The 20,370-nt window shown below is 72.0% G+C and carries 17 protein-coding genes; 8 read left to right on the top strand and 9 right to left on the bottom strand.

The window, feature by feature from the left end; all coding sequences use genetic code 11:
• Nucleotides 1-4: 4 nt before the first annotated feature.
• Together L2C96_RS25810 and L2C96_RS25805 are read right to left on the bottom strand one after the other, a co-directional pair.
• Nucleotides 5-445 carry a roadblock/LC7 domain-containing protein gene (locus tag L2C96_RS25810; RefSeq protein ID WP_017983799.1) on the bottom strand — a complete coding sequence of 147 codons (441 nt, stop codon included), beginning with the start codon at nt 443-445 and terminating at the stop codon, nt 5-7.
• Nucleotides 442-4,842, bottom strand: a complete 4,401-nt coding sequence (locus L2C96_RS25805) for a sensor histidine kinase (RefSeq protein ID WP_372491269.1) — start codon at nt 4,840-4,842, stop codon at nt 442-444. The genes L2C96_RS25810 and L2C96_RS25805 overlap by 4 nt, the downstream gene beginning before the upstream one ends.
• Nucleotides 4,843-5,719: 877 nt before the next feature.
• On the opposite strand from L2C96_RS25805, the gene L2C96_RS25800 reads away from it, so the two are divergent.
• The 5 genes from L2C96_RS25800 to L2C96_RS25780 are packed head-to-tail and all read left to right on the top strand — an operon-like array spanning nt 5,720 to nt 10,121.
• On the top strand, nt 5,720-6,142 hold the full coding sequence (locus tag L2C96_RS25800; protein ID WP_020418811.1) for a DUF485 domain-containing protein: 423 nt from the start codon (nt 5,720-5,722) through the stop codon (nt 6,140-6,142).
• Nucleotides 6,143-6,147: 5 nt separating this feature from the next.
• Nucleotides 6,148-7,746 (top strand): monocarboxylic acid transporter, encoded by a 1,599-nt coding sequence (locus L2C96_RS25795; RefSeq protein WP_027935990.1) that lies wholly within the window; start codon nt 6,148-6,150, stop codon nt 7,744-7,746.
• 12 nt (nt 7,747-7,758) lie between these two features.
• Entirely contained in the window at nt 7,759-8,907 is a 1,149-nt protein-coding gene (locus L2C96_RS25790) for a type III PLP-dependent enzyme (protein ID WP_237338096.1), read from the top strand.
• Nucleotides 8,897-9,277, top strand: a complete 381-nt coding sequence (gene speD, locus L2C96_RS25785; protein ID WP_020418814.1) for an adenosylmethionine decarboxylase — start codon at nt 8,897-8,899, stop codon at nt 9,275-9,277. Before L2C96_RS25790 ends, speD begins: the two co-directional genes overlap by 11 nt.
• Entirely contained in the window at nt 9,258-10,121 is an 864-nt protein-coding gene (locus L2C96_RS25780; protein ID WP_237338095.1) for a spermidine synthase, read from the top strand. The genes speD and L2C96_RS25780 overlap by 20 nt, the downstream gene beginning before the upstream one ends.
• Here L2C96_RS25780 and L2C96_RS25775 read toward each other — a convergent pair.
• The 7 genes from L2C96_RS25775 to L2C96_RS25745 all read right to left on the bottom strand — a co-directional run bounded on the left by L2C96_RS25775 (nt 10,087) and on the right by L2C96_RS25745 (nt 15,409).
• Nucleotides 10,087-10,443: a DUF3817 domain-containing protein gene (locus L2C96_RS25775; RefSeq protein ID WP_020418816.1), complete on the bottom strand. Its 357-nt coding sequence runs from the start codon at nt 10,441-10,443 to the stop codon at nt 10,087-10,089. The genes L2C96_RS25780 and L2C96_RS25775 overlap by 35 nt on opposite strands.
• Nucleotides 10,444-10,457: 14 nt before the next feature.
• Nucleotides 10,458-10,847: a hypothetical protein gene (locus tag L2C96_RS25770; protein WP_237338094.1), complete on the bottom strand. Its 390-nt coding sequence runs from the start codon at nt 10,845-10,847 to the stop codon at nt 10,458-10,460.
• A 23-nt stretch (nt 10,848-10,870) separates the two neighbouring features.
• Entirely contained in the window at nt 10,871-11,767 is an 897-nt protein-coding gene (locus L2C96_RS25765; RefSeq protein ID WP_020418818.1) for a lysozyme family protein, read from the bottom strand.
• Between the two features lie 128 nt (nt 11,768-11,895).
• Complete coding sequence (locus L2C96_RS25760; RefSeq protein ID WP_020418819.1) at nt 11,896-12,378, bottom strand: hypothetical protein; 483 nt, start codon at nt 12,376-12,378, stop codon at nt 11,896-11,898.
• 304 nt (nt 12,379-12,682) lie between these two features.
• On the bottom strand, nt 12,683-12,850 hold the full coding sequence (locus L2C96_RS25755) for a hypothetical protein (RefSeq protein WP_020418820.1): 168 nt from the start codon (nt 12,848-12,850) through the stop codon (nt 12,683-12,685).
• 271 nt (nt 12,851-13,121) lie between these two features.
• Nucleotides 13,122-14,264, bottom strand: a complete 1,143-nt coding sequence (locus tag L2C96_RS25750) for a CaiB/BaiF CoA transferase family protein (RefSeq protein WP_237338093.1) — start codon at nt 14,262-14,264, stop codon at nt 13,122-13,124.
• Nucleotides 14,264-15,409 carry an acyl-CoA dehydrogenase family protein gene (locus tag L2C96_RS25745; protein WP_020418822.1) on the bottom strand — a complete coding sequence of 382 codons (1,146 nt, stop codon included), beginning with the start codon at nt 15,407-15,409 and terminating at the stop codon, nt 14,264-14,266. The genes L2C96_RS25750 and L2C96_RS25745 overlap by 1 nt, the downstream gene beginning before the upstream one ends.
• Before the next feature lie 91 nt (nt 15,410-15,500).
• Here L2C96_RS25745 and L2C96_RS25740 point away from each other — a divergent pair, with 91 nt between their 5' ends.
• From L2C96_RS25740 to L2C96_RS25730, 3 genes are all read left to right on the top strand, one after another.
• Entirely contained in the window at nt 15,501-16,127 is a 627-nt protein-coding gene (locus L2C96_RS25740) for a TetR/AcrR family transcriptional regulator (RefSeq protein WP_237338092.1), read from the top strand.
• 9 nt (nt 16,128-16,136) lie between these two features.
• A complete protein-coding gene (locus L2C96_RS25735) occupies nt 16,137-18,401 on the top strand; it encodes an ATP-binding cassette domain-containing protein (protein ID WP_237338091.1) in 2,265 nt (754 codons plus the stop codon).
• A 154-nt stretch (nt 18,402-18,555) separates the two neighbouring features.
• Nucleotides 18,556-20,166, top strand: a complete 1,611-nt coding sequence (locus L2C96_RS25730) for a succinic semialdehyde dehydrogenase (RefSeq protein ID WP_237338090.1) — start codon at nt 18,556-18,558, stop codon at nt 20,164-20,166.
• The last annotated feature ends 204 nt before the right edge of the window (nt 20,167-20,370 follow it).

Below are 20,370 nucleotides of genomic sequence, written 5' to 3'. Positions count from 1 at the left end.
GGCATCATCCCACCGGTTCACCGATCAGGGGACCCGCGGCCCCCTGCAGCTGAGCCCGCAGTTCGGGGGTGAGGATCTGGCCCACCCGGTCGACCAGCATGGTCATCTCGTAGGCGACCTGGCCGATGTCGCAGTTCGGGGCGGCCAGGACCGCCAGGCAGGAGCCGTCGCTGATGGACATCAGGATCATGATCCCGAGCTCCATCTCCACGACGGTCTCGTTGACCGCACCGGCTTCGAAGCACCGCGCCGCGCCCTGGGTCAGGCTGACGAGCCCGGAGGCCACCGCGGCGAGCTGGTCGGCGCGGTCGAGCGGCAACCGGTTCGAAGCGGTCAGCAGCAGGCCGTCGGCCGAAACGACCACCGCGTGCGCCACGCCAGGCACACGCTCGGCGAAATCATTGACCAGCCATCCGAACTGGTTCTGTGGCTGCGGCGTGGTCATTCACCCTCCATGGTTCCTTGATCGGGGTCGGCGGACTGAGCGGTCCGGTGCCTTCCACGCTGAACACCTTGCTGGAAACTGCTCAGCCTGCCACGCACATCCTGCGGGTCACGACGTGTCCGCGGCGCCGGGGCGGGGGCCCCCGGGGCCAGTGCGCTGCCGGGCAGCAACTGCTCACCGCGGCGCCGCTTGGGCAGCCCGGCCGCGGTGAAGTTCGAGGGCGGCGACGAGGAGACGGTCTGCACCGCGGCCCAGCTCTCGTCCGACGCGAACGACCAGGCGCCGTCCCCGCCCGCCACGGCGTCGCCGCTTTGCGCCTGCTGGCCCTGCGCCTGCTGGCCCTGTGGCTGCCGGCTGTGCGGCTGCTGGCTTTGCGGCTGCGGCTCGGCCGGGGTGTCCGGCGCGGATCCCGGCCGCTGGAAGAGGCCGGTGCTCTCGCCGGTGCCGCCGGGCCGCTGGAAGAGGCCCGTGCCCTCGCTCTGGAAGAGCCCGGTGCCACTGTCCGTGCGGGGCTGCCGCTGGGGCAGGCCAGTGTCGGCGGACTTGGGCTGCCGCTGCGGCAGACCAGTGCCGGTTTCCGCTTGAGCCGAAGCCGGCTGCCGCTGCGGGAGGCCGGTTTCGGCGGGCTTGGGCTGCCGCTGCGGCAGGCCGCTTCCCGGCTGCGCCTCGCCCCGCGAGGGGGCCTCGTCCTTGGGCTGCCGCTGCGGAAGGCCACTGTCGGACGGCTTGGGCTGCCGCTGCGGCAGGCCGCTTGCCGGCTGCGCCTCGCTGCGGGAGCCGGCGTCCTTGGGCTGCCGCTGGGGCAGGCCCGGCTCGGTCCCTTCCGCAGTCTTCGGCTGGGACTCGGCCTGGGCTGCGGGCTCCTTCGACTGAGCGCGCTCGGTCTCCGAGGCCTGCGAGGCTTCCTTCGGCTGGCGCCGCGGCAAGCCGCTGTCGGTCGCTCCCGCCGCCTTCGGCTCGCGCTGGGGCAGGCCAGCCTCCGTCGAACCCGCCGCCTTCGGCTCGCGCTGGGGCAGGCCAGCCTCGGTCGAACCCGCGGGCTTCGGCTCGCGCTGGGGCGAGTCGCCGGCCGACTGCGGCTCCGCGGCCTTCGGCTGGCGGCGCGGCAGGCCGTTGTCCGCTGTTTCGGGCTGGCTGGGCTTCGTGCCTTCCGTGGCCGAGCCGCCGGCGGCCTTCGGCTCCCGCTGGGGCAGGCCGGCGTCCGTCGGCCCGGCCGCCTTCGACTCGCGGCGCGGCAAGCCGGCCTCCGTCGAACCGGCCGCCTTCGACTCCCGCTGAGGCAGGCCCGCGTCCGTGGGCTCCGCAGCCTTCGGCTCGCGGCGGGGCAGGCCGGTCTCCGGCGTGGCGGCCGCGGGCTGGGCGCTGTCCGCGGCGCCGGGCTTCGGGCGGCGCTGGGGCAGGCCGCTGTCCAGCTGGGGAGCCTCCGCCGACGGGCGCGGCTTCCGCTCCGCCGCCGAATCCGGAGCAGCAGCGCCGGGGCGCGGGTCCTTCGCCGCATCCGGGGCAGCCGCCCCCGGGCGCGGCTGCCGGCGCGGCAGCCCACCCGGCGACGCCTCGGCCCCCGACGAGGCCTCGCTCCCGGTAGTCGGTGCGGTGCTCTGCGCGCTGGCAGCGCTTTCCGGCACCCCAGCGCCTTCGGGCTGGTCGCGCTTCGCGTGGCGGGCCCTGTTCACGCCGCGCTGGAAGCTGCTCAGCCTGCCCCGCACGTCCGCCGGGTCGCGGACCGGGATCTCGCGCTGCGGGTTCGGCGCCGGGGTCTCCGCCGCGGCGCTGCCGGGCAGCAACTGCTCGCCACGGCGGCGCTTCGGCAGGCCCGCATCGGTGAAGGTCTTCGGCTCCACCTGGGACGCCGCCTGGACCGCGCGCCAGTTCTCGTCGACCGCGAAGTCCCAGCCGCTGGCCGCCTTGTCGCCCGAAGCGCCCGCCTTGTCCGAAGTGGACTCGGCCGTCTTCGAGGAGGCGGCGGGCGGGTCGTCGCTGCGGAACCAGGCCGACAGGGTCTCGTCGAAGATCGGCGTCGTCTCGCGGCGCGACGGCGGCGGCGTCGCGGGCTTCGGCTCGTTCGCCGCCGAGCTCCACCACTCCGACAGCGGGCTGCTGTTCGCCGTGAACAACGCCTTGCCGCTGGGCAGCTCACCCGGCGCGGGCTCCGGCTCCGGCTCGGCGGGCGCCTCGGCGGCCGGGGCGGGCGCGGGTGCGGGCGGCGCCGCAGGCTCCTCCCCCTCCGCCGGAATCGGCGTGAACAACGCGGTACCCGAGATCTCCAGGTCCGACGGCGGCCGCGGCGGCAGCACACCGGAGTGCCCGTTCTGCGTCCAGGACGGGCTGCTGGCCCCGTCACCCGGCGTCTGGCCGAAGTTCGCCAGCGCCTCCGGCCGCCCGGCGCCGTTGACCGTGCGCCGCCGCGGCAGCGCGGTCGACGGGTCCGGCCGGGCCGGGGCAGGCGCGGGCAGGTCCATCACCAGGTCCGCGGGCACCGTGACGGTGGCCCGCACACCCACGATGTCCTTGCCGCCGTGCAGGACCACGCCGATGTCGTGACGCCCGGCGAGGCGGCCGACCACGAACAGGCCCATGCGGCGCGAGGTCGCGAGGTCGACCGTGCCGGCCTCGGTCAGCCGGGCGTTGGCCTCGGCGACCTCGGCCTCGTTCATGCCGATGCCCTGGTCGATGATGTCGATGACCAGGCCGCCGTGGTCGGCGGCGCGGGTCGTCACCGTCACCTGGGTCTCCGGCGCGGAGAACGCGGTCGCGTTGTCCAGCAGCTCCGCGACCAGGCGCATCAGGTCGCTCGCCGCGAAGCCCACGATGCGGGCCTCCGGCGGCGTCTGCACGACGACGCGCTGGTACTGCTCGATCTCCGACACCGCGGCGCGCAGCACGTCGGAGGTGGTGACCGGCTGGCCGGAGCGGCGGCCCGGCTCGGCGCCGGAGAGCACCATCAGGTTCTCGTTGTTGCGCCGCATGCGGGTCGCGAGGTGGTCGAGCTGGAACAGGGTCGCCAGCTGGTCGGCGTCCTCCTCGTCCCGCTCCAGCCGCTCGATCAGCTGCAGCTGCCGCTGCACGAGGCTCTGGCTGCGGCGCGAGAGGTTGACGAACACGCTGCTGTAGCCGGTGCGCATGTTGGCCTGCTCGACCGCGAGGCGCAGCGCCTGGCTGTGCACCGCGTCGAAGGCCTTGGCCACCTCGCCGATCTCGTCGGTGGTGCCGACCGACAACGGCTGCACGTCGGTGCTCTGCTCGCGGCCTTCCTGGATGTTCTGCACCGCGGCGGGCAGCTGCCGGTCGGCGACGTCCAGTGCGCCCGCGCGCAGCATCCGCAGCGACTGCAGCAGCTGGCGGGTGATGAGGATGACGACCGCGGCGGTGACCACGAGCGCGAGGAACAGCAGCACCGCGAGCAGACCCGCGTCGGTGCCCGCGCTGTCCGCGAGGTCCGCGGAGGTGGTCGTGAGCTCGTCGCCCAGGCTGTCGCTCACGGTGTTCAACGCGGCGATCACCGACGCCGACACAGCGGTCCACTGCTGGGCCGAGATGCCGCGCAGCGCGCTGGGCACCGACGCGCCCTCCGCCGCGAGCACGCCGTTCACCAGGCGGCTGCGGGTGTTGAAGTCCTGCCCCATCACGGAGCGGTCGAACTGGGCCTCCTGGGCGGAGCTGGCCGCGGCCCGGAAGTCGGCGAGCCGGTCGGTCAGCCGCAGCTCCGCCGTGCGCAGGTCGTTGAGCTGGCTCGGGGTGAGGTTGCCGCGCGCGATGCCGTAGCCGAGCAGCGACTGCGCGGTGGACGCCTCCTCCTTCACCACCAGCACGTCGTGCAACGCGCTCGGCGTGCCGCCGATGGCGTCGTCGCCGATGCCGGCGACCAGCGCGGTGTCCAGCCCGATCAGCGACTCGGTCATCTCGCTGTAGGCGGCCAGCGCCTGCACCGCGTCGAGGCGGCCCTCCGCGACCTGGCGGCGAACCTCGGGGAGCCGTCCGACGGCGGCCTGCGCGGCTTCGCCGGGCGCGCGGACACCGTCGTCGGCGTCGGCGGCGTGCCCGGTGGCGCTGCTGACCGGCCCGGTCGCCTCGTCCACCAGCCTGCGGGCGGCGTCCAGCTGCGGGGAGCTGCCGACCGTGCCCTGCGTGAGCAGCGCCGCGGTCTCGGTGCGCTCCTGCTGCAGCGCGTCGACGAGCGTGCGGACCGTGCCGTTGAGCTCGACCAGCCGGTTCATCCGCTCGTAGTTGCCGGAGCGTTCGACCTGGTTGCCGATCGTGATCCCGCCCAGCACCAGGGCGACCACGATGGGCACCAGCGACACGGCGGCGAGCTTGGCGGAGAGCCGCCAGTCCCGCCAGCGCGTGAGCGTGGCCCACTTCGACGGCTCCTTCGGTTGCTGGCCGAGGAGCTGTCCCACAGGCACTTGGCCCTGTCCTGCAACGGTCACGAAGGTGACTCCCTGTCCGGCGTCTGCTGTGCGTGGTGGGCCGGACCCGTGCCGGAGCGCACGGCGACGGCACCGCGTGGCCTCAACCGCATGGCTCTCCTCATCACGGGTGGAACTTCGTCGCTTCTCCTGCAGCCCCAGCCGACGGCGCTGTCCCGGCCGCCCGCCGTCCCGCCGGACCGGCCCGGCGCCGTTGCCGGTGCATCATGCGGTGTGCACGATGCCGCGCACAACACCGGTTTACGCTCGGTCACAGCGAGTCAGCGTGGCCCCGGAAGCGTACACCAAACGGGCTCAGCCGAAGCCCGCCGAATCCGGGGGTGCTGACCTGCGGAAATACCGCTGGTGACAAGGGGTTTACGCGAAATGCCTTGTCAGGGCAGCACAAGCGGGGTGCGTGGTTACGGCAGGGCACCCCCACACCGTGGACCTGTCACCCACTTAGCCCAGAGTTTACTGGGATGAATCGGAAAATCCGCACCGACCGTGCGAACGCGCTGTGGCGGCGCGGCCTAATACCGCCCGATCTTGTGGCTTTCGCTGTGACGTGGATTTCTGCCCGGTCACCGCCGTTGGCCAGCGTTTTCCCACCACCGCCGCGGTGTTGCGCGTCTTGACGCCCCTCACCCCTTCCAGGGACGGCACCCCGCGCCACTTCACAGCCGGTTACGTGCTTCGGCGGAATCCCGCCCGCCTTTCGCCCGATCAGCGGATTAACCCGTCCGGGTGGCGCAGACCCGCTTCACTCTGAAGAGGTCCTCCGCTGTCGGAGGCGCAGGTCGCCGTGGCTAGCATGTGCGCTCCCGAAGGATTTTCGCCGACTTCGCTCGCTCGCCGGGAGGCAGAGATGCAGAACGTCGCCCGCACCGCTGCGCGCAACCCCGTGGAGGACACGGGACAGATGCGGCCGCTGTTCGGCAGCAGCAGCCCGACCACTCCCGAGCCGCCCGGCCCGCGCCGCCGGACGGGCCCGGACTTCGTCGCGATCCAGCGCAGCGAGGAGTTCACCGCGCTGCGCAGCCGGTTCCGCCGCTTCGTGTTCCCGATGAGCCTGGCGTTCGTGCTCTGGTACCTCCTCTACGTGCTGCTCGCCGCGTACGCGCACGACTTCATGAGCATCAAGGTGTTCGGCGAGGTCAACGTCGGGATCGTCCTCGGGATCCTCCAGTTCGTCTCGACCGCCGCGATCACGGCCGCCTACCTGCGGTTCGCGCGGCGCCGGATCGACCCCGAGGTGGACGAGGTCCGCCGCCAGGCAGGAGTGCAGTGACCCCGATGAACCACCTTCTCGCCGCAGGCGGTGCGACCGCGGCCAGCAACCCGGTCGTGAACATCGCCGTCTTCGCGCTCTTCGTCGCCATCACGCTGTTCGTCGTGTACCGCGTGAGCAGCCGGAACTCCTCGCGCTCCGACTACTACGCCGCGGGCAGCGCGTTCACCGGGCGGCAGAACGGCATCGCGTTGTCCGGTGACTTCCTGTCGGCCGCGTCGTTCCTCGGCATCGCGGGCGCGATCGCCGTGCACGGCTACGACGGGTTCCTCTACTCGATCGGCTTCCTGGTCGCCTGGCTGGTCGACCTGCTGCTCATCGCGGAGCTGCTGCGCAACACCGGCCGCTTCACCATGGGCGACGTGCTGAGCTTCCGGATGAAGCAGCGCCCGGTGCGCGCCGCCGCCGCGACGTCGACGCTGGTCATCTCGCTGTTCTACATGCTGGCCCAGATGGCGGGCGCCGGCGGTCTGATCGCGCTGCTGCTGAACATCCACGGCGGGCTCGGCCAGGCCCTGATCATCGCCGTGGTCGGCATCGTCATGGTGCTGTACGTGCTGGTCGGCGGCATGAAGGGCACGACGTACGTCCAGATCATCAAGGCCACCATCCTGATCCTGTCCGCGGTGCTGATGACCGTGTTCCTGTTCGGCAAGTTCGGCTTCAGCCTGTCGAACCTGCTCTCGCAGGCGGCCTACCACAGCCCGATGGGCGGGAAGCTGCTCGAGCCGGGCGGCCAGTACGGCGCGAACGGCACCACGAAGCTGGACTTCGTGTCGCTGGCCGTCGCGCTGATCCTGGGCGCGGCCGCGCTGCCGCACGTGCTGATGCGCTTCTACACGGTGCCGAACTCGCACGAAGCGCGCCGCTCGGTCGTGTGGGCCACCGCCTGCATGTTCGTGTTCTACCTGTGCACCCTGGTCATCGGCTTCGGCGCGGCCGCGCTGGTCGGCACCGACCAGATCAAGGCCGCGCCCGGTGGCGAGAACTCCGCGGCGCCGCTGCTGGCGCTGCACATCGGCGGCACGCTGCTGCTGGGCATCATCGCGGCGGTCGCGTTCGCCACGATCCTGGCGGTGGTGGCCGGCCTGACGCTGACCGCGTCGGCGTCCTTCGCCCACGACGTGTACGCCAACATCTTCAAGCGCGGCCACGCCGACCCGGTCGACGAGGTGCGGGTGGCGCGTTTCACCGCGATCGGGATCGGGGTGCTGGCGATCATCGGCGGCATCCTCGCCAACGGGCAGAACATCGCGTTCCTGGTCGCGCTGGCGTTCGCGGTCGCGGCCTCGGCGAACCTGTCGACGCTGCTGTACTCCCTGTTCTGGAAGCGGTTCAACACCACCGGCACGCTGTGGGCCATCTACGGCGGCCTCGGCGCGTGCCTGGTGCTGGTGATCTTCTCGCCGGTGGTGTCCGGTTCGCCGGACTCGATCATCAAGGGCGTGGACTTCCACTGGTTCCCGCTGAAGAACCCGGGCCTGGTGTCGATCCCGTTCTCGTTCCTGTGCGGCTTCCTCGGCACGATCCTGGCCAAGGACAAGGCCGACCCGCGCAAGCACGCCGAGATGGAGGTCCGTTCGCTGACCGGGATCGGCTCCTGAGACGCTTCACGGGTGAGCGTTGAGCGGATCAGGCGGTTCCTGAGCGAAGCAGGCCCCGCCACGCCGTGCCTGGTCGTGGACACGGACACGGTCGCCGAGCGCGTGCGGGAGTTCGTCCGCGAGTTCCCGCGCGCGCGTCTGCGTTACGCGGTCAAGGCCAACCCCGAGCCCGCGGTGCTGCGGGCCGTGCTCGGCGCGGGCGGCGGGTTCGACGTCGCGAGCCCGGCGGAGATCGAGGCGTGCCTGGCGGCCGGCGCGGAGCCGGCGGCGCTGTCCTACGGGAACACGATCAAGAAACCGGCCGACATCGCGTTCGCGTGGGCGCGCGGGGTGCGTGACTTCACCACCGACGCCCCCGGTGACCTGGCCGCGCTGGCCGAGCACGCGCCGGGCGCGTCGGTGTCGGTGCGGGTACTGGTGGACGGCCCGGCTTCGGCCACGCCGTTCGGGCAGAAGTTCGGCTGCGAGCCGGACCGGGCCGCCGACCTGCTCGCCGAGGCGGACCGGCTGGGCCTGGACGCGGCCGGGATCGCGTTCCACGTCGGATCGCAGCAGCCGGACCCGGGTGCGTGGGAGGCCGGTGTCGCCGCGGCCGCGAAGATCTTCGCCGACTGCGCGGCCCGCGGGGTGCGGCCGCGGCGGCTGAACATCGGCGGCGGGTTCGGCATCACCTACCGCGAAGCAGTGCCGTCGCTCGCCGGGTACGCCGGGGCGATCCGGTCCGCGGTGGCCGCGTACTTCCCGGACGAGCCGGAGGTGCTGCTCGAACCCGGCCGGGCCGTGGTCGCCGAGGCCGGGCTGATCCGCACCGAGGTGGTGCTGGTGGCCACCCGGTTCGGACGGCGCTGGGTCTACCTCGACGTCGGCCGGTACAACGGGCTCGCCGAGACCGAGAACGAGGCCATCCCCTACCGGCTGGAACCGGTGGACCGCGGCGGTGAGCGGGGTCCCGTCGTGCTCGCCGGGCCGACGTGCGACGGTGACGACGTGCTGTACCAACGGACCCCGTACGAGCTGCCGCTGTCGCTGCGCGCCGGTGACCGGATCGACATCCTCGACGCCGGCGCGTACACGGCGAGCTACTCGTCGGTGGCGTTCAACGGGATCCCGCCCCTGCGCACCTACTGCCTGGAAGGAGGCGTGCTCGCCGATGGCGCGTGAGATCGGCGCGTTCGCCGGACGGCACGTCCTCGCCGAGCTGCGGGGCATCGCCCCCGGCCTGCTGGACGATCCGGCGTTCCTGCGTGAGGCGTTGCGGTCCGCGGTGACCGAGGCCGGGGCGACGGTCCGCGAGGTGGTCGGCCACCGGTTCGAGCCGCAGGGCGTGACGGTGCTGGCGCTGCTGGCCGAGTCGCACGCCTCGGTGCACACCTATCCGGAGATCGGCGCGGTGTTCGCGGACGTGTTCACCTGCGGGGACCAGGCGGACCCGGTGCTCGCGGTGCGGTTGCTGTCCGCCGCGCTGGGCGCCGCGGACGTGGAGATGTCGGTCGTCGAGCGCGGGGAGAAGCATGTCACGGCAGATCGTTGAGCCCCTCGGCCCCGGGTTGTCGCGGGTGTGGGACGTGTCCGAGGTGCTGTTCGACGAGCACACCGGCTTCCAGCGGCTGCTGATCGGCCGCACCGCGCAGGGCGTGTCCCTGTTCTGCGACGACGAGCGGCAGAGCACCGAGGAGAGCCAGCTCGTCTACCACGAGGCGCTGATGGTGCCCGCGATGCTGCTGGCCGCCGAGCTGCGCCGGGTGCTGATCATCGGGTCGAGCGAGGGCGTGGCGAGCCAGCTGGCGGTGGCGTTCGGCGCTGAGCAGGTCGACCACGTCGACATCGACCGGGTCGCGGTCCGGACGTGCGCGGAGCTGCTCCCCTACGGCTACACGCTCGACGAACTGGCAGCCGCCGAGCGTGGCGACGGACCGATCCGGGTGCACTACCAGGACGGGTTCTCGTTCGCCGAGTCGTCGCCGGGCGGGTACGACCTGGTGGTGATCGACCTGCCGGACGAGAACACCGACCCGGCGGCGCAGCACAACCGGCTCTACGGCGCGGACTTCCTGCGGCAGTGCGCCAAGCTGCTCGCGCCCGGCGGCGTGGTGTGCTGCCAGGGCGGCTGCCCGACGCTGTGGCGCAACGACACGCTGCGGGTGGCGTGGGCGCGGTTCCGGGAGGTCTTCGCCACGCCGGTGTACTTCGGCTCGGACGAGCACGAGTGGGCGTTCCTGTCCGGCCGGACCGACGAGGTGGCCGACCCGGTGGGCGAGATGGTCGCCCGGCTGGACGGCTTCCGGCCGGCGACCCTGGACGCGGACACCCTGCGCGGGTCGACCGTCGTGCCCTACTCGCTCAGAGCTTGCGACCCGCCTGGACGCGGTGCGTGACCGAGCGCTCCGCGACGAACGACAGGAACGGGATGGTGCCCGCGAGCAGCACCAGGATGGTGCCCTTGATCGACCACCGCGCCTTGAGCGCCAGGTCGACCGCGAACACCAGGTAGACCATGTAGAAGACGCCGTGGCTGACGCCGGCCCAGCTCATCATGCCGGGCGAGTCGAACGCGTACTTCAGGATGAACGCCGCCGTCAGCAGCAGCAGCGCGACACCGGTGACGTAGGCCAGCACGCGGTAGCGCAGCAGCGGCCCCCGCAGGGCCGGCGCGGCCTTCGCGGCCGGGGCGCCTTCACGTTCGTCGGTGTCCACCATCGCAGTCTGCCTTTCTAGCTCTCGCGCTGGTCACGAGCGTGCAGCTCGGCCAGGTAGCGGTTGTACGCGGCGAGCTCGGGGTCCTCGTCGTCGGCCGGAGCCCGGCGCACCCGCGGCGCGGGCACCTCGCTCACCGGCTTGCGGCCCCACTCGGCACGCGACTCCTCCGGCGCGGCGTCCTCCGCGGCCGCCTCGCGGCGCAGCTTCCAGATCCGCCACACCATGAACGCCGGGAACACGCCGAACAGCGGCCACTGCAGCACGTAACCGAGGTTCTGGAACGAGCCGCTCGCCGATTCGAACCGGTTCCACTGCCACCAGGCCAGCCCGCAGCAGACCGCGAACGCGGCGACGCACAGGACGCCGATCGCGATCCGGCGCGGCGTGAACAGACCCGTGGGCACCCCACGACGCTAGCACCCGCGGGTCAGGAGACCTTGACGACCTGGGCGGCCTTGGCGTAGGCGTCGGCGAGGCCGAACACCTTCTGCCCGTAGTCGACCGAGTTGTTGTACGACAGGATTCCCGCCCACCAGCCGTTCGCGCTGGCCATGTCGCGGCCGCCGACGCACAGGTACTTGGCCGCGGCGAGCGCGGCGGCGTCGATCTGCTGCGGGTTGTAGCCGCCGCCGTAGCGGGCCCAGGTGCTGGGCAGGAACTGCATCGGCCCGACCGCCCGGTCGTACACCGGGTCACCGTCGAAGCGGCCGCCGTCGCTGTCGCCGATCGCCCTGATGCCGGGCGACCCGTCCAGCGGGACGCCGATGATCGCCTTCGACGGCAGCCCGTTGGCCTGCAGCACCGCGCCGCCGTACTGGCCGTGGTTGGACTCGACCCGGCCGATGCCGGCGAGCGTGGCCCAGGACAGCCGGCACTTCGGCTGCGCGGCCCGCATCTCCAGCTCGGCGTTGCCGTAGGCGACGAGCGCGCGGGCCGGGATGCCGGTGACGTCGGAGACCTTGGCCGCCCACTGGGAAAGCAGGTCGCCGCCGCCGGACTGCTGTTGCTGCTGGGGTTGCTGCTGCGGCTGGGTCTGCGCCGCGGGGGTGCCCTCGACGGTCGCGTTGACCGGGGCCGCCGAACCGGGCGCGACCTGTGCCGCCGCGTTGTCCAGGTCCGGGATCTCGGTGGTGGTCTCGGTGCGGTCGGGCCGGGTGACCGCGCTGGTCGCCCAGACCCCGCCGACCGCCGCGGCCAGCACCACCACCACGACCGCGAGCCTGCCGAGCACCGCCGGCGCGGCCCGCCTGCCGGCGGGCTGTGCCACGGCTTCCTCCTCGGTGGACACGTCCGCAGGGTCGTGCTCGATCTGCTCCGTGTCCAAGAACCTTGCCTCCCACCGACGTCCGCACGCTCCCGCGCGCCGACGATAGGTGCGCCGGTGTCAAGCGAGCGCTAAAGCCTCACCTGACCAACGAGGCCGCGTTTCCTGACGTTACGCGACCTCGACGGTCAGCTGGCGCGCTGCTGGCGGGCGAGGCGGGCGACGCACCAGGCCGGGGCGCTGCCGCGGCGCAGGTGCTGCAGGACCGTCATCGGGCCGAGACGGCGGGACAGGTCGGACGGCCTGAGGCCGGCGGACCGGTAGTCCAGCGCGCGCTGGTCGAGCGGGCTGATGCCGGCGTCCCACCAGGCCTTGGCCTCTTCGATGTCGCCGACCATCTGCCACCAGCCGGCCGCGGCGACCAGCAGGTCGACCGGCACCTCGGGCAGGCGTTCCTGCATCGCGTCCAGGTAGTCCGGGTCGGCCGACTCCACCGGCTTCCACGTGCGGGTGCCGGTGCGGGCCCGCTGGCCGGGAATCCCTGGTGGTTGCTGCGGCAGTTCGGCGAGCCAGGCGGAGGCGATCCGGTCGGCCTCCATCTCCTCCGGCGTGCGCTCGAGCTCGGACGCCCACTGGGCAATCACCGCATCCACCCCGGGATCTCCGGTCATCCCTGCCTCCTCGTGCCCCACTGAAAGCCACCATCGAACGGCGATGATCGAAGCGATTGACCGTTTCGCCGGCGAGAACCGGCTGGTCACGCAATGTGAGCACCGTAGGGGGAATTCGGGCCGTCGCGCCAGAGGTTCCGGGCAAGGAATTCAGCGACCAGCGCGTTAATCACCCCAATCCACCCGGATGGTCGAACAGCGCCCCTCAGATGCCGAGATTGGTGACTTTCCGTAGCTGACGGCGAGACGCGCACGGCCACGGCCGGCACCGCGGGAGGCGGTGCCGGCCGTGGCCGGAATGGGGTCAGGAGAAGAGGCTGCGGACGAACGTCACGATGGCTTCGGCGCCGTCCCGGAGCCAGCCCAGCGCGCTGCGCACCACCTCTGCGGACTCGGTCGGACGCGTGATCAGGAAGAACAGCACGAGCGCGACGACAGCCACGATGACGATCTTCTTGGTGTTCGCCGACATGGCCGTGTTCCCCTCGCTGCACTGGGCCCGCGGCGCGCCGCGGGCCTGGTTCCCCCGATCAACGGCAATCCTGCCGTCACCGGGACGTTTTCGACACCCCTTCACACGGATGGCTGGACGCTGTGACGCTGCGTGCCCAGCCGGGACTTGTGACCACTCTAAACGATCTGTCGCACGCGCGTCAGGAGGCGATCACCTGCGCGCCGCCCACCTTGCCGGTACCCCGTTGCGGGGAAAGGAATCGCGGCCGTGGGGCCGCGTGGAACCCGCGTCAGGAAGCGACCACCCCCGCCGCTCGCAGCGCCGCGACCCGCTCGGCGTCGTACCCGAGTTCGGCGAGGACGTCCTCGGTGTCCGCCCCCTTCTCGTGGGGCGCCTCGGGCGTCGCGGGCGGCGTGCGGTCGAACCGCGGCGCCGGGGCGGGCTGGACCACGCCGCCGATCTCCACGAACGTCCCGCGCGCCGCGTTGTGCGGGTGCGCCGCCGCCTCCCACGGGCTCAGCACCGGCGTCAGGCACGCGTCCGTGCCCTCCGCCCGTGCGACCAGCTCGTCCCGCGTGAACTTGCCGATCGCCGACGCCAGGATTTCCCGCAGCCGCGGCCACTGGTTCCAGTCCAGGTGCACCGGCAGCTCCGCCGGGTCCAGTTCGAGCACCCGCACCAGGTCGCCCCAGAACCGCATCTCGATGGCCCCGACCGCGACGTACTTGCCGTCCGCGGTCTCGTACGTGTCGTAGAACGGGGCGCCGCCGTCGAGGACGTTGCCGCCCCGCTCGTTCGGCCACATCCCGGCCGACCGCATCCCGAACAGCTGCGTCATCAGCAGCGCCGCGCCGTCGACCATCGCCGCGTCCACCACCTGCCCGCGACCCGAGGAGGTCCGCTCGTGCAGCGCGGCGAGGATGCCGAACGCCAGCAGCATCCCGCCGCCGGCGAAGTCACCCACGAGGTTGAGCGGCGGCACCGGCCGTTCCCCGGCGCGCCCGATGGGTTCGAGCGCGCCGGCGACGCTGAGGTAGTTGATGTCGTGCCCGGCCGCCGAAGCGAGCGGCCCGTCCTGGCCCCAGCCGGTGACCCGGCCGTAGACGATCCGCGGGTTTCGCCCCTGCACGTCTTCCGGGCCCAGCCCCATGCGCTCGGCGACGCCGGGGCGGAACCCCTCGATGAACACGTCGGCCCGGTCGGCGAGCCGCAGCACGACCTCCACGCCCTCGGCGCTCTTGGTGTCCACGCCGATGGTCCGGCGGCCGCGGGTGAGCGGGTCGTTGGGCACGCCGAGGACGTCCGCCCCCGGCTTCGCCCGGTCGACCCGCACCACGTCGGCGCCGAGGTCGGCCAGCAGCGTGCCCGCGAACGGCGCCGGGGCGAGACCGGCCAGCTCGACGACCTTCAGCCCGGCGAGTGGTCCCGCCATCAGAGCGTCCGCGAGATGACTTCGCGCATGATCTCGCTGGTCCCGCCGAAGATGCGGGAGATGCGCAGATCCGTCCACGCGCGCGCGATCGGGTACTCGGTCATGTAGCCGTACCCGCCGTGCAGCTGGACGCAGTCGTCGACGACCTTGTTGGCCCGCTCGGTGGTCCACAGCTTGACCATGGCCGCGCCCTGCACGTCCAGCTCGCCCTTCAGGTGCCGCTCGATGCACTGGTCGAGGAACGCGCGGGCCACGGCCGCCTCGGTGGCGGCGTCGGCGAGCTTGAACTTGCTGTTCTGGAAGTTGTAGACCGGGCGGCCGAACGCGGTGCGGCCCTTCGTGTACTCGATGGTGAGGTCGATCGCAGCCTCCATGCCCGCCACCGCGGTGACCGCGATGATCAGCCGCTCCTGCGGGAGCTGCTGCATCATCTGGATGAAGCCCTGGCCCTCCTCGCCGAGCAGGTTCGCCGCGGGCACCCGCACGTCGTCGAAGAACAGCTCGGCGGTGTCCTGGCCCTTGAGGCCGACCTTGTCGAGCACGCGGCCACGGCGGAAGCCCTCGCGGTTGGTCTCGACGACGATCAGCGACACCCCGGCCGCGCCGGCGTCCGGGTCGGTCTTGCAGGCCAGCACCACCAGGTCGGCCATGCCGCCGTTGCTGATGAAGGTCTTGGCGCCGTTGATGACGTACTCGTCGCCCTCGCGCACCGCGCGGGTCTTGATGCCCTGCAGGTCGGAGCCGGTGCCGGGCTCGGTCATGCCGATCGCGCCGACCCACTCGCCGCTGGCGAGCTTGGGCAGCCACTCCTTCTTCTTCTCTTCGGTGGCGTAGTGCAGCAGGTAGTGCGCCACGATCCCGTTGTGCACGGACACGCCCCAGGAGCCGTCGCCGCTGCGGGCCTGCTCCTCGTACAGCACGGCTTCGTGCGCGAAGGTGCCGCCACCGCCGCCGTACTCCTCGGGGATCGAGATGGCGAGCAGCCCGACCTCGCCCGCCTTGGTCCACAGCTCGCGATCGACGGACTTCTGCTCGCTCCACCGCTCCTGGTGCGGCACGAGCTCCTTCTGGCAGAACGCGCGGGCCAGTTCGCGGAACTCGCCCAGGTCCTGCGCCCAGGAACTCTTCGGTGCGGGCAACGGCATCGGTGACCTCCAGCGGTGGAAAACATTACGGATGGAATGTAAGTTCCGACTGGAATGTACATCCGGTGAGAGCGCCGGTAAAGGAGGCGACGTGACCGCGCGGGGGCACCGCACACAGGCCGAGCGCCGGGAGCAGACCCGGACCGCCCTGCTCGACGCGACCATCGAGTGCCTGGTCGAGCTCGGCTACGCCCGCACGTCGATGCAGGAGATCTGCGCCAGGGCGGGGGTGTCGAAAGGGGCGGCGCAGCACCACTTCGCGGACAAGGCCGACCTGATGGCAGCCGCTGTGGCGCATCTCACGAGCCGGCGGACAGCGGCGCTGGCGGAGTCGTTCACGGACCTGCCGAGCGGCGAGGAGGCCATTCCCGCGGCGATCGACCTGCTGTGGGCCGGTTATTCCGGCACACTCGCCACCGCCGCGACCGAACTGTGGATCGCGGCGCGCACCGACCCGGCCCTGCGGGCGGCGATCCGGCCGGTCGACCGGGCCCTGGGCCGCGAAACGCTGACGCTGATCCGGATCTTCGCGCCCGACCTGCCCCGCGAGCGCCTGGAGACGCTGTTCTGGCTGACGGTGAACTTCACCCGCGGTCTGGCGCTGGACGCCGAGCTGGGTGGCGCGCCCGCGCGGCGGAAGCAGCTGCTGGAGGAGTGGAAGCGGCTCGCGGTGAGCGCCTATCGCGGCGACCGAACGGGTACTCCGTACGGTGTATAGAGTAGGGGTATGGGACACCCCGCCGACAGCCATGCCCTGATCCGCGTCCTGGGCGCTCGCGTCAACAACCTGCGCGACGTCGACGTCACCATCCCCAAACGCCGCCTCACCGTGTTCACCGGAGTCTCCGGCTCCGGCAAGAGCTCGCTGGTGTTCGGCACGATCGCCGCGGAGTCGCAGCGGCTGATCAACGAGACCTACTCCGCCTTCGTCCAGGGCTTCCTGCCACGGGCCGCCCGCCCCGACGTCGACGTCCTGGAGGGCCTGACCACGGCGATCGTGGTCGACCAGGAGCGGATGACCCCGAACTCCCGCTCCACCGTCGGCACCGCCACCGACGTGCACGCCATGCTGCGGATCGTGTTCTCCCGCCTCGGCGAGCCCAGCGCCGGCCCCGGGTTCCACTACAGCTTCAACCTGCCCGCCGGGGCCTGTCCGCGCTGCGAGGGCACCGGCCAGGTGTCCGAGATCGACCTCGGCGCCGTCGTCGACCGGGACCGGAGCCTGTCCGAGGGCGCCATCCAAGTGCCCGGCTTCACCCCGGACGGCTGGCTCGTGCGCACCTACACCGGCTCCGGGTTCCTCGACCCGGACAAGAAGATCCGCGACTACAGCGACACCGAGCTGCACGACCTGCTGCACCGCGACCAGACCAAGATCCGGCTCGGCGGCTCGAGCATCTCCTACGAGGGCCTGCTCCACCGGGTGCGGAAGTCGTTGCTGTCCAAGGACAAGGACGCACTGCAGCCACACGTGCGCGCCTTCGTGGAGCGGGCGGTCACCTTCGCCGCGTGCCCGGAGTGCGGTGGGGCGAGACTGAACGCGGCGGCGCTGGCCTCCCGCATCGACGGGATCAACATCGCCGACGCCTGCGCCATGCAGATCAGCGACCTGGCCCGGTGGGTGCGCGGGCTGAGCGCCCCCTCGGTGGCTCCGCTGCTGGCGAACCTGGGCCGCACCCTGGACTCGTTCGTCGAGATCGGCCTCGGCTACCTGTCACTTGACCGGCCCGCCGGGACGCTGTCGGGCGGCGAGGCGCAGCGCGTGAAGATGGTCCGCCACCTCGGCTCCAGCCTGACGGACGTCACCTACGTGTTCGACGAGCCGACCGTCGGGCTGCACCCGCACGACATCCACCGCATGCACGAGCTGCTGCTGCGCCTGCGGGACAAGGGCAACACGGTGCTGGTGGTCGAGCACAAGCCGGAGACGATCCGGATCGCCGACCACGTCGTCGACCTCGGTCCCGGTGCGGGCACCGCGGGCGGGCAGGTCTGCTACGAAGGCGACGTCGACGGGTTGCGTGCCTCCGGCACGCTCACCGGGCGGCACCTGGGCTACCGCGCCGCGGTCAAGGAGAGCGTGCGCGTCCCCACCGGGGCCCTGCCCGTCCGCGGCGCCGCCGAGAACAACCTGCGGAAGGTCGACGTGGACGTGCCACTGGGCGTGCTCACGGTGGTCACCGGGGTGGCCGGGTCCGGCAAGAGCTCGCTGGTCCACGGGGCCGTGGCCCGGCACGAGGGCGTGGTCGTCGTCGACCAGAGCGCGATCCGGGGCTCGCGCCGCTCCAACCCGGCGACCTACACCGGGCTGCTCGACCCGGTGCGCGCCGCGTTCGCCAAGGCCGGCGGGGTCAAGCCGGCGTTGTTCAGCTCCAACTCCGAAGGCGCGTGCCCGGCCTGCAAGGGCGCCGGCGTCGTCTACACCGACCTGGCGCTCATGGCCGGGGTGACCACCGTGTGCGAGGAGTGCGAGGGCCGCCGCTTCCAGGCCCACGTGCTGAAACACCGGCTCGGCGGGCGCAACATCGCCGAGGTGCTGGCGATGACGGTCGCCGAGGCCGCGGTGTTCTTCGCCACCGGGTTGCCTGCCGCGCACCGGATCCTGGTGCGGCTGCGCGACGTCGGCCTCGGGTACCTCACGCTCGGCCAGCCCTTGACCACCCTGTCCGGCGGGGAGCGGCAGCGGCTCAAGCTCGCCGTGCACATGGCCGCCGACGCCCCGGTGCTCGTCCTCGACGAGCCGACGACCGGGCTCCACCTGGCCGACGTCGCCCAGCTGCTGGAGCTGCTCGACCGGCTGGTGGACTCCGGGCGCTCGGTGGTGGTCGTCGAGCACCACCTGGCGGTCATCGCGCACGCCGACCACGTCATCGACCTCGGGCCGGGCGCGGGCAGCGACGGCGGGAGCATCGTGTTCGAGGGCAGTCCGGCCGAGCTCGCGGCCGCCCGCTCGACGCTGACCGGCGAGCACCTCGCGCGGTACGTGGCGTGACAGGCGGCCGGCCCGGCCCTCGCCCGGTCCGGCCGCCCACTCCTGAGACGTGTGGATCTCCGACTGTGACGTTCCCGAACGAAAAGGGATCCTCGCCATACCGACGGTATGCTGTACTCGCCGGTAACGCCGCCGACCAGCGCCAGGAGGGCCGATGACCAGCACCGCCGCGAACACGGGTGAGGCTTCGACGGGACCGAACACCGTCGGCGGGATCCCCGGCGCGCCCACCGCGGCCCGCGCCGCGCAGCTCGCCCGGCGGGCCGAAGGCGGGCAGGATTCCGCTCCGGTGGAGATCACCGCGCCGTTCACCGGGCTGCCGACCGTGACGCTGCCGCAGGCCACCGACGCAGACGTGCGTGCGGTGTTTGCCGCGGCGCGCTCTTCGCAGCGGGCGTGGGCGGCGCGTCCGGTGGCCGAGCGGCAGCGGGTGCTGAAGCGGCTCGGGGAGCTCATCCTGGGCCGTCAGGAGGAGATCCTGAACCTGGTGCAGCTGGAGGCTGGCAAGGCGCGGATCGACGCGTTCGACGAGGTCAGCGCGACAGCCCTGGTGGCGGGCTACTACGGCAAGCACAGCGCGAAGATCCTCGGCGCCAGGCGGGCCGCGGGGGTCATCCCGGTCGCGACGAAGGCGGGCGAGGTGCGTCACCCCAAGGGTGTCGTCGGGGTCATCTCGCCGTGGAACTACCCGCTGGCGCTGACCGCGATGGACGTGCTGCCGGCGCTCGCGGCGGGCAACGCGGTGGTGCAGAAGCCGGACAACCAGACCGCGTTGTCGGCGTTGTGGCTGCACGAGCTGGCCGAGGAGGCCGGTCTGCCCGCGGGGGTGTGGCGGATCGTGCTGGGCCGGGGTTCGCGCATCGGCGACGCGATCGTCGAGGAGTCGGACTACCTGTGCTTCACCGGTTCGACGCCGACCGGGAAGGCGCTGGCGGAGAAGGTCGCGAAGCGGCTCACCGGCTATTCGCTGGAGCTGGGCGGCAAGAACCCGATGATCGTCCTGCCGGATGCCGACGTGGCGAAGGCGACGGCCGGTGCGGTGACGGCGTGCTTCTCCTCCGCCGGGCAGTTGTGCGTGTCGGTCGAGCGGATCTACGTGCACGAGAACATCCGGGACGAGTTCACGAAGGCGTTCGTGGCGAAGACCAAGGCGCTGAAGCTGGGCGCCGAACTCGGCTTCGGCGCGGACATGGGGTCCCTGACGAGCGCCGACCAGCTGGCGGCGGTGAGCGCCCACGTGGAGGACGCGCGGGCCAAGGGAGCGACTGTGCTCACGGGCGGCCGGGCCCGTCCCGACCTGGGCCCGTTGTTCTACGAGCCGACGGTGCTCACGGACGTGACGGAGGACGTGGCGCTGTTCCGGGAGGAGACGTTCGGCCCGGTGGTCGCGATCTACGGCTACACGGACCTGGATGAGGCCATCGAGCGCGCGAACGACACCGAATACGGCTTGAACGCGAGCGTGTGGTCCGGCAGCGCGGCCGCGGGATGGGCGGTGGCCACCCGGTTGAAGGCCGGAACGGTCAACGTGAACGAAGGCTACGCGGCGACCTTCGGCAGCGTCGGCCTGCCCATGGGAGGCATGAAGGACAGCGGCTTCGGAAGGCGGAACGGCGCCGAGGGACTGCTGAAGTACACCGAAGCACAGTCGATCGCCGTGCAGAGGGGCGTTCGGCTTCGGCCGCCTCGCGTGGTGCCGGGGAAGGTGTGGGCTCGGGGCATGACGATCGGACTCCGCCTGCTGGACAAGCTACCGCGCCGGTAGTTGTTCTTTTCGCGGCCCCACAACACAAACCGCCGCCCGGCAACGCAAAGCAGCCGACTACCCCAATCAGACCTCCCCCGCCCCCGATCCACAGCCGATCGTTAGTCGCCGACCAGGGTTGTCAAGGCACGCTTTCCCGCCTTGACAACCCTGCTCGGCGACTGAAACACAATCAGGCATCGGGGGCGGGGGTGGTCGGAAGGT

Origin of the sequence: Amycolatopsis tucumanensis, assembly GCF_021654135.1 — a bacterium.
GTDB lineage: Bacteria > Actinomycetota > Actinomycetes > Mycobacteriales > Pseudonocardiaceae > Amycolatopsis_E > Amycolatopsis_E tucumanensis.
Note: the sequence above shows the minus strand (reverse complement) of the source record. Positions and strands in the feature narration are given on the sequence as shown.

Excerpts from the sequence above, each read along its gene's own strand:
- L2C96_RS25810 (WP_017983799.1), bottom strand. The coding sequence starts at position 445 with ATGACCACGCCGCAGCCACAGAACCAGTTCGGATGGCTGGTCAATGAT.
- L2C96_RS25800 (WP_020418811.1), top strand. The coding sequence starts at position 5,720 with ATGCAGAACGTCGCCCGCACCGCTGCGCGCAACCCCGTGGAGGACACG.
- L2C96_RS25795 (WP_027935990.1), top strand. The coding sequence starts at position 6,148 with ATGAACCACCTTCTCGCCGCAGGCGGTGCGACCGCGGCCAGCAACCCG.
- speD (WP_020418814.1), top strand. The coding sequence starts at position 8,897 with ATGGCGCGTGAGATCGGCGCGTTCGCCGGACGGCACGTCCTCGCCGAG.
- L2C96_RS25780 (WP_237338095.1), top strand. The coding sequence starts at position 9,258 with ATGTCACGGCAGATCGTTGAGCCCCTCGGCCCCGGGTTGTCGCGGGTG.
- L2C96_RS25775 (WP_020418816.1), bottom strand. The coding sequence starts at position 10,443 with ATGGTGGACACCGACGAACGTGAAGGCGCCCCGGCCGCGAAGGCCGCG.
- L2C96_RS25760 (WP_020418819.1), bottom strand. The coding sequence starts at position 12,378 with ATGACCGGAGATCCCGGGGTGGATGCGGTGATTGCCCAGTGGGCGTCC.
- L2C96_RS25755 (WP_020418820.1), bottom strand. The coding sequence starts at position 12,850 with ATGTCGGCGAACACCAAGAAGATCGTCATCGTGGCTGTCGTCGCGCTC.
- L2C96_RS25750 (WP_237338093.1), bottom strand. The coding sequence starts at position 14,264 with ATGGCGGGACCACTCGCCGGGCTGAAGGTCGTCGAGCTGGCCGGTCTC.
- L2C96_RS25745 (WP_020418822.1), bottom strand. The coding sequence starts at position 15,409 with ATGCCGTTGCCCGCACCGAAGAGTTCCTGGGCGCAGGACCTGGGCGAG.
- L2C96_RS25735 (WP_237338091.1), top strand. The coding sequence starts at position 16,137 with ATGGGACACCCCGCCGACAGCCATGCCCTGATCCGCGTCCTGGGCGCT.
- L2C96_RS25730 (WP_237338090.1), top strand. The coding sequence starts at position 18,556 with ATGACCAGCACCGCCGCGAACACGGGTGAGGCTTCGACGGGACCGAAC.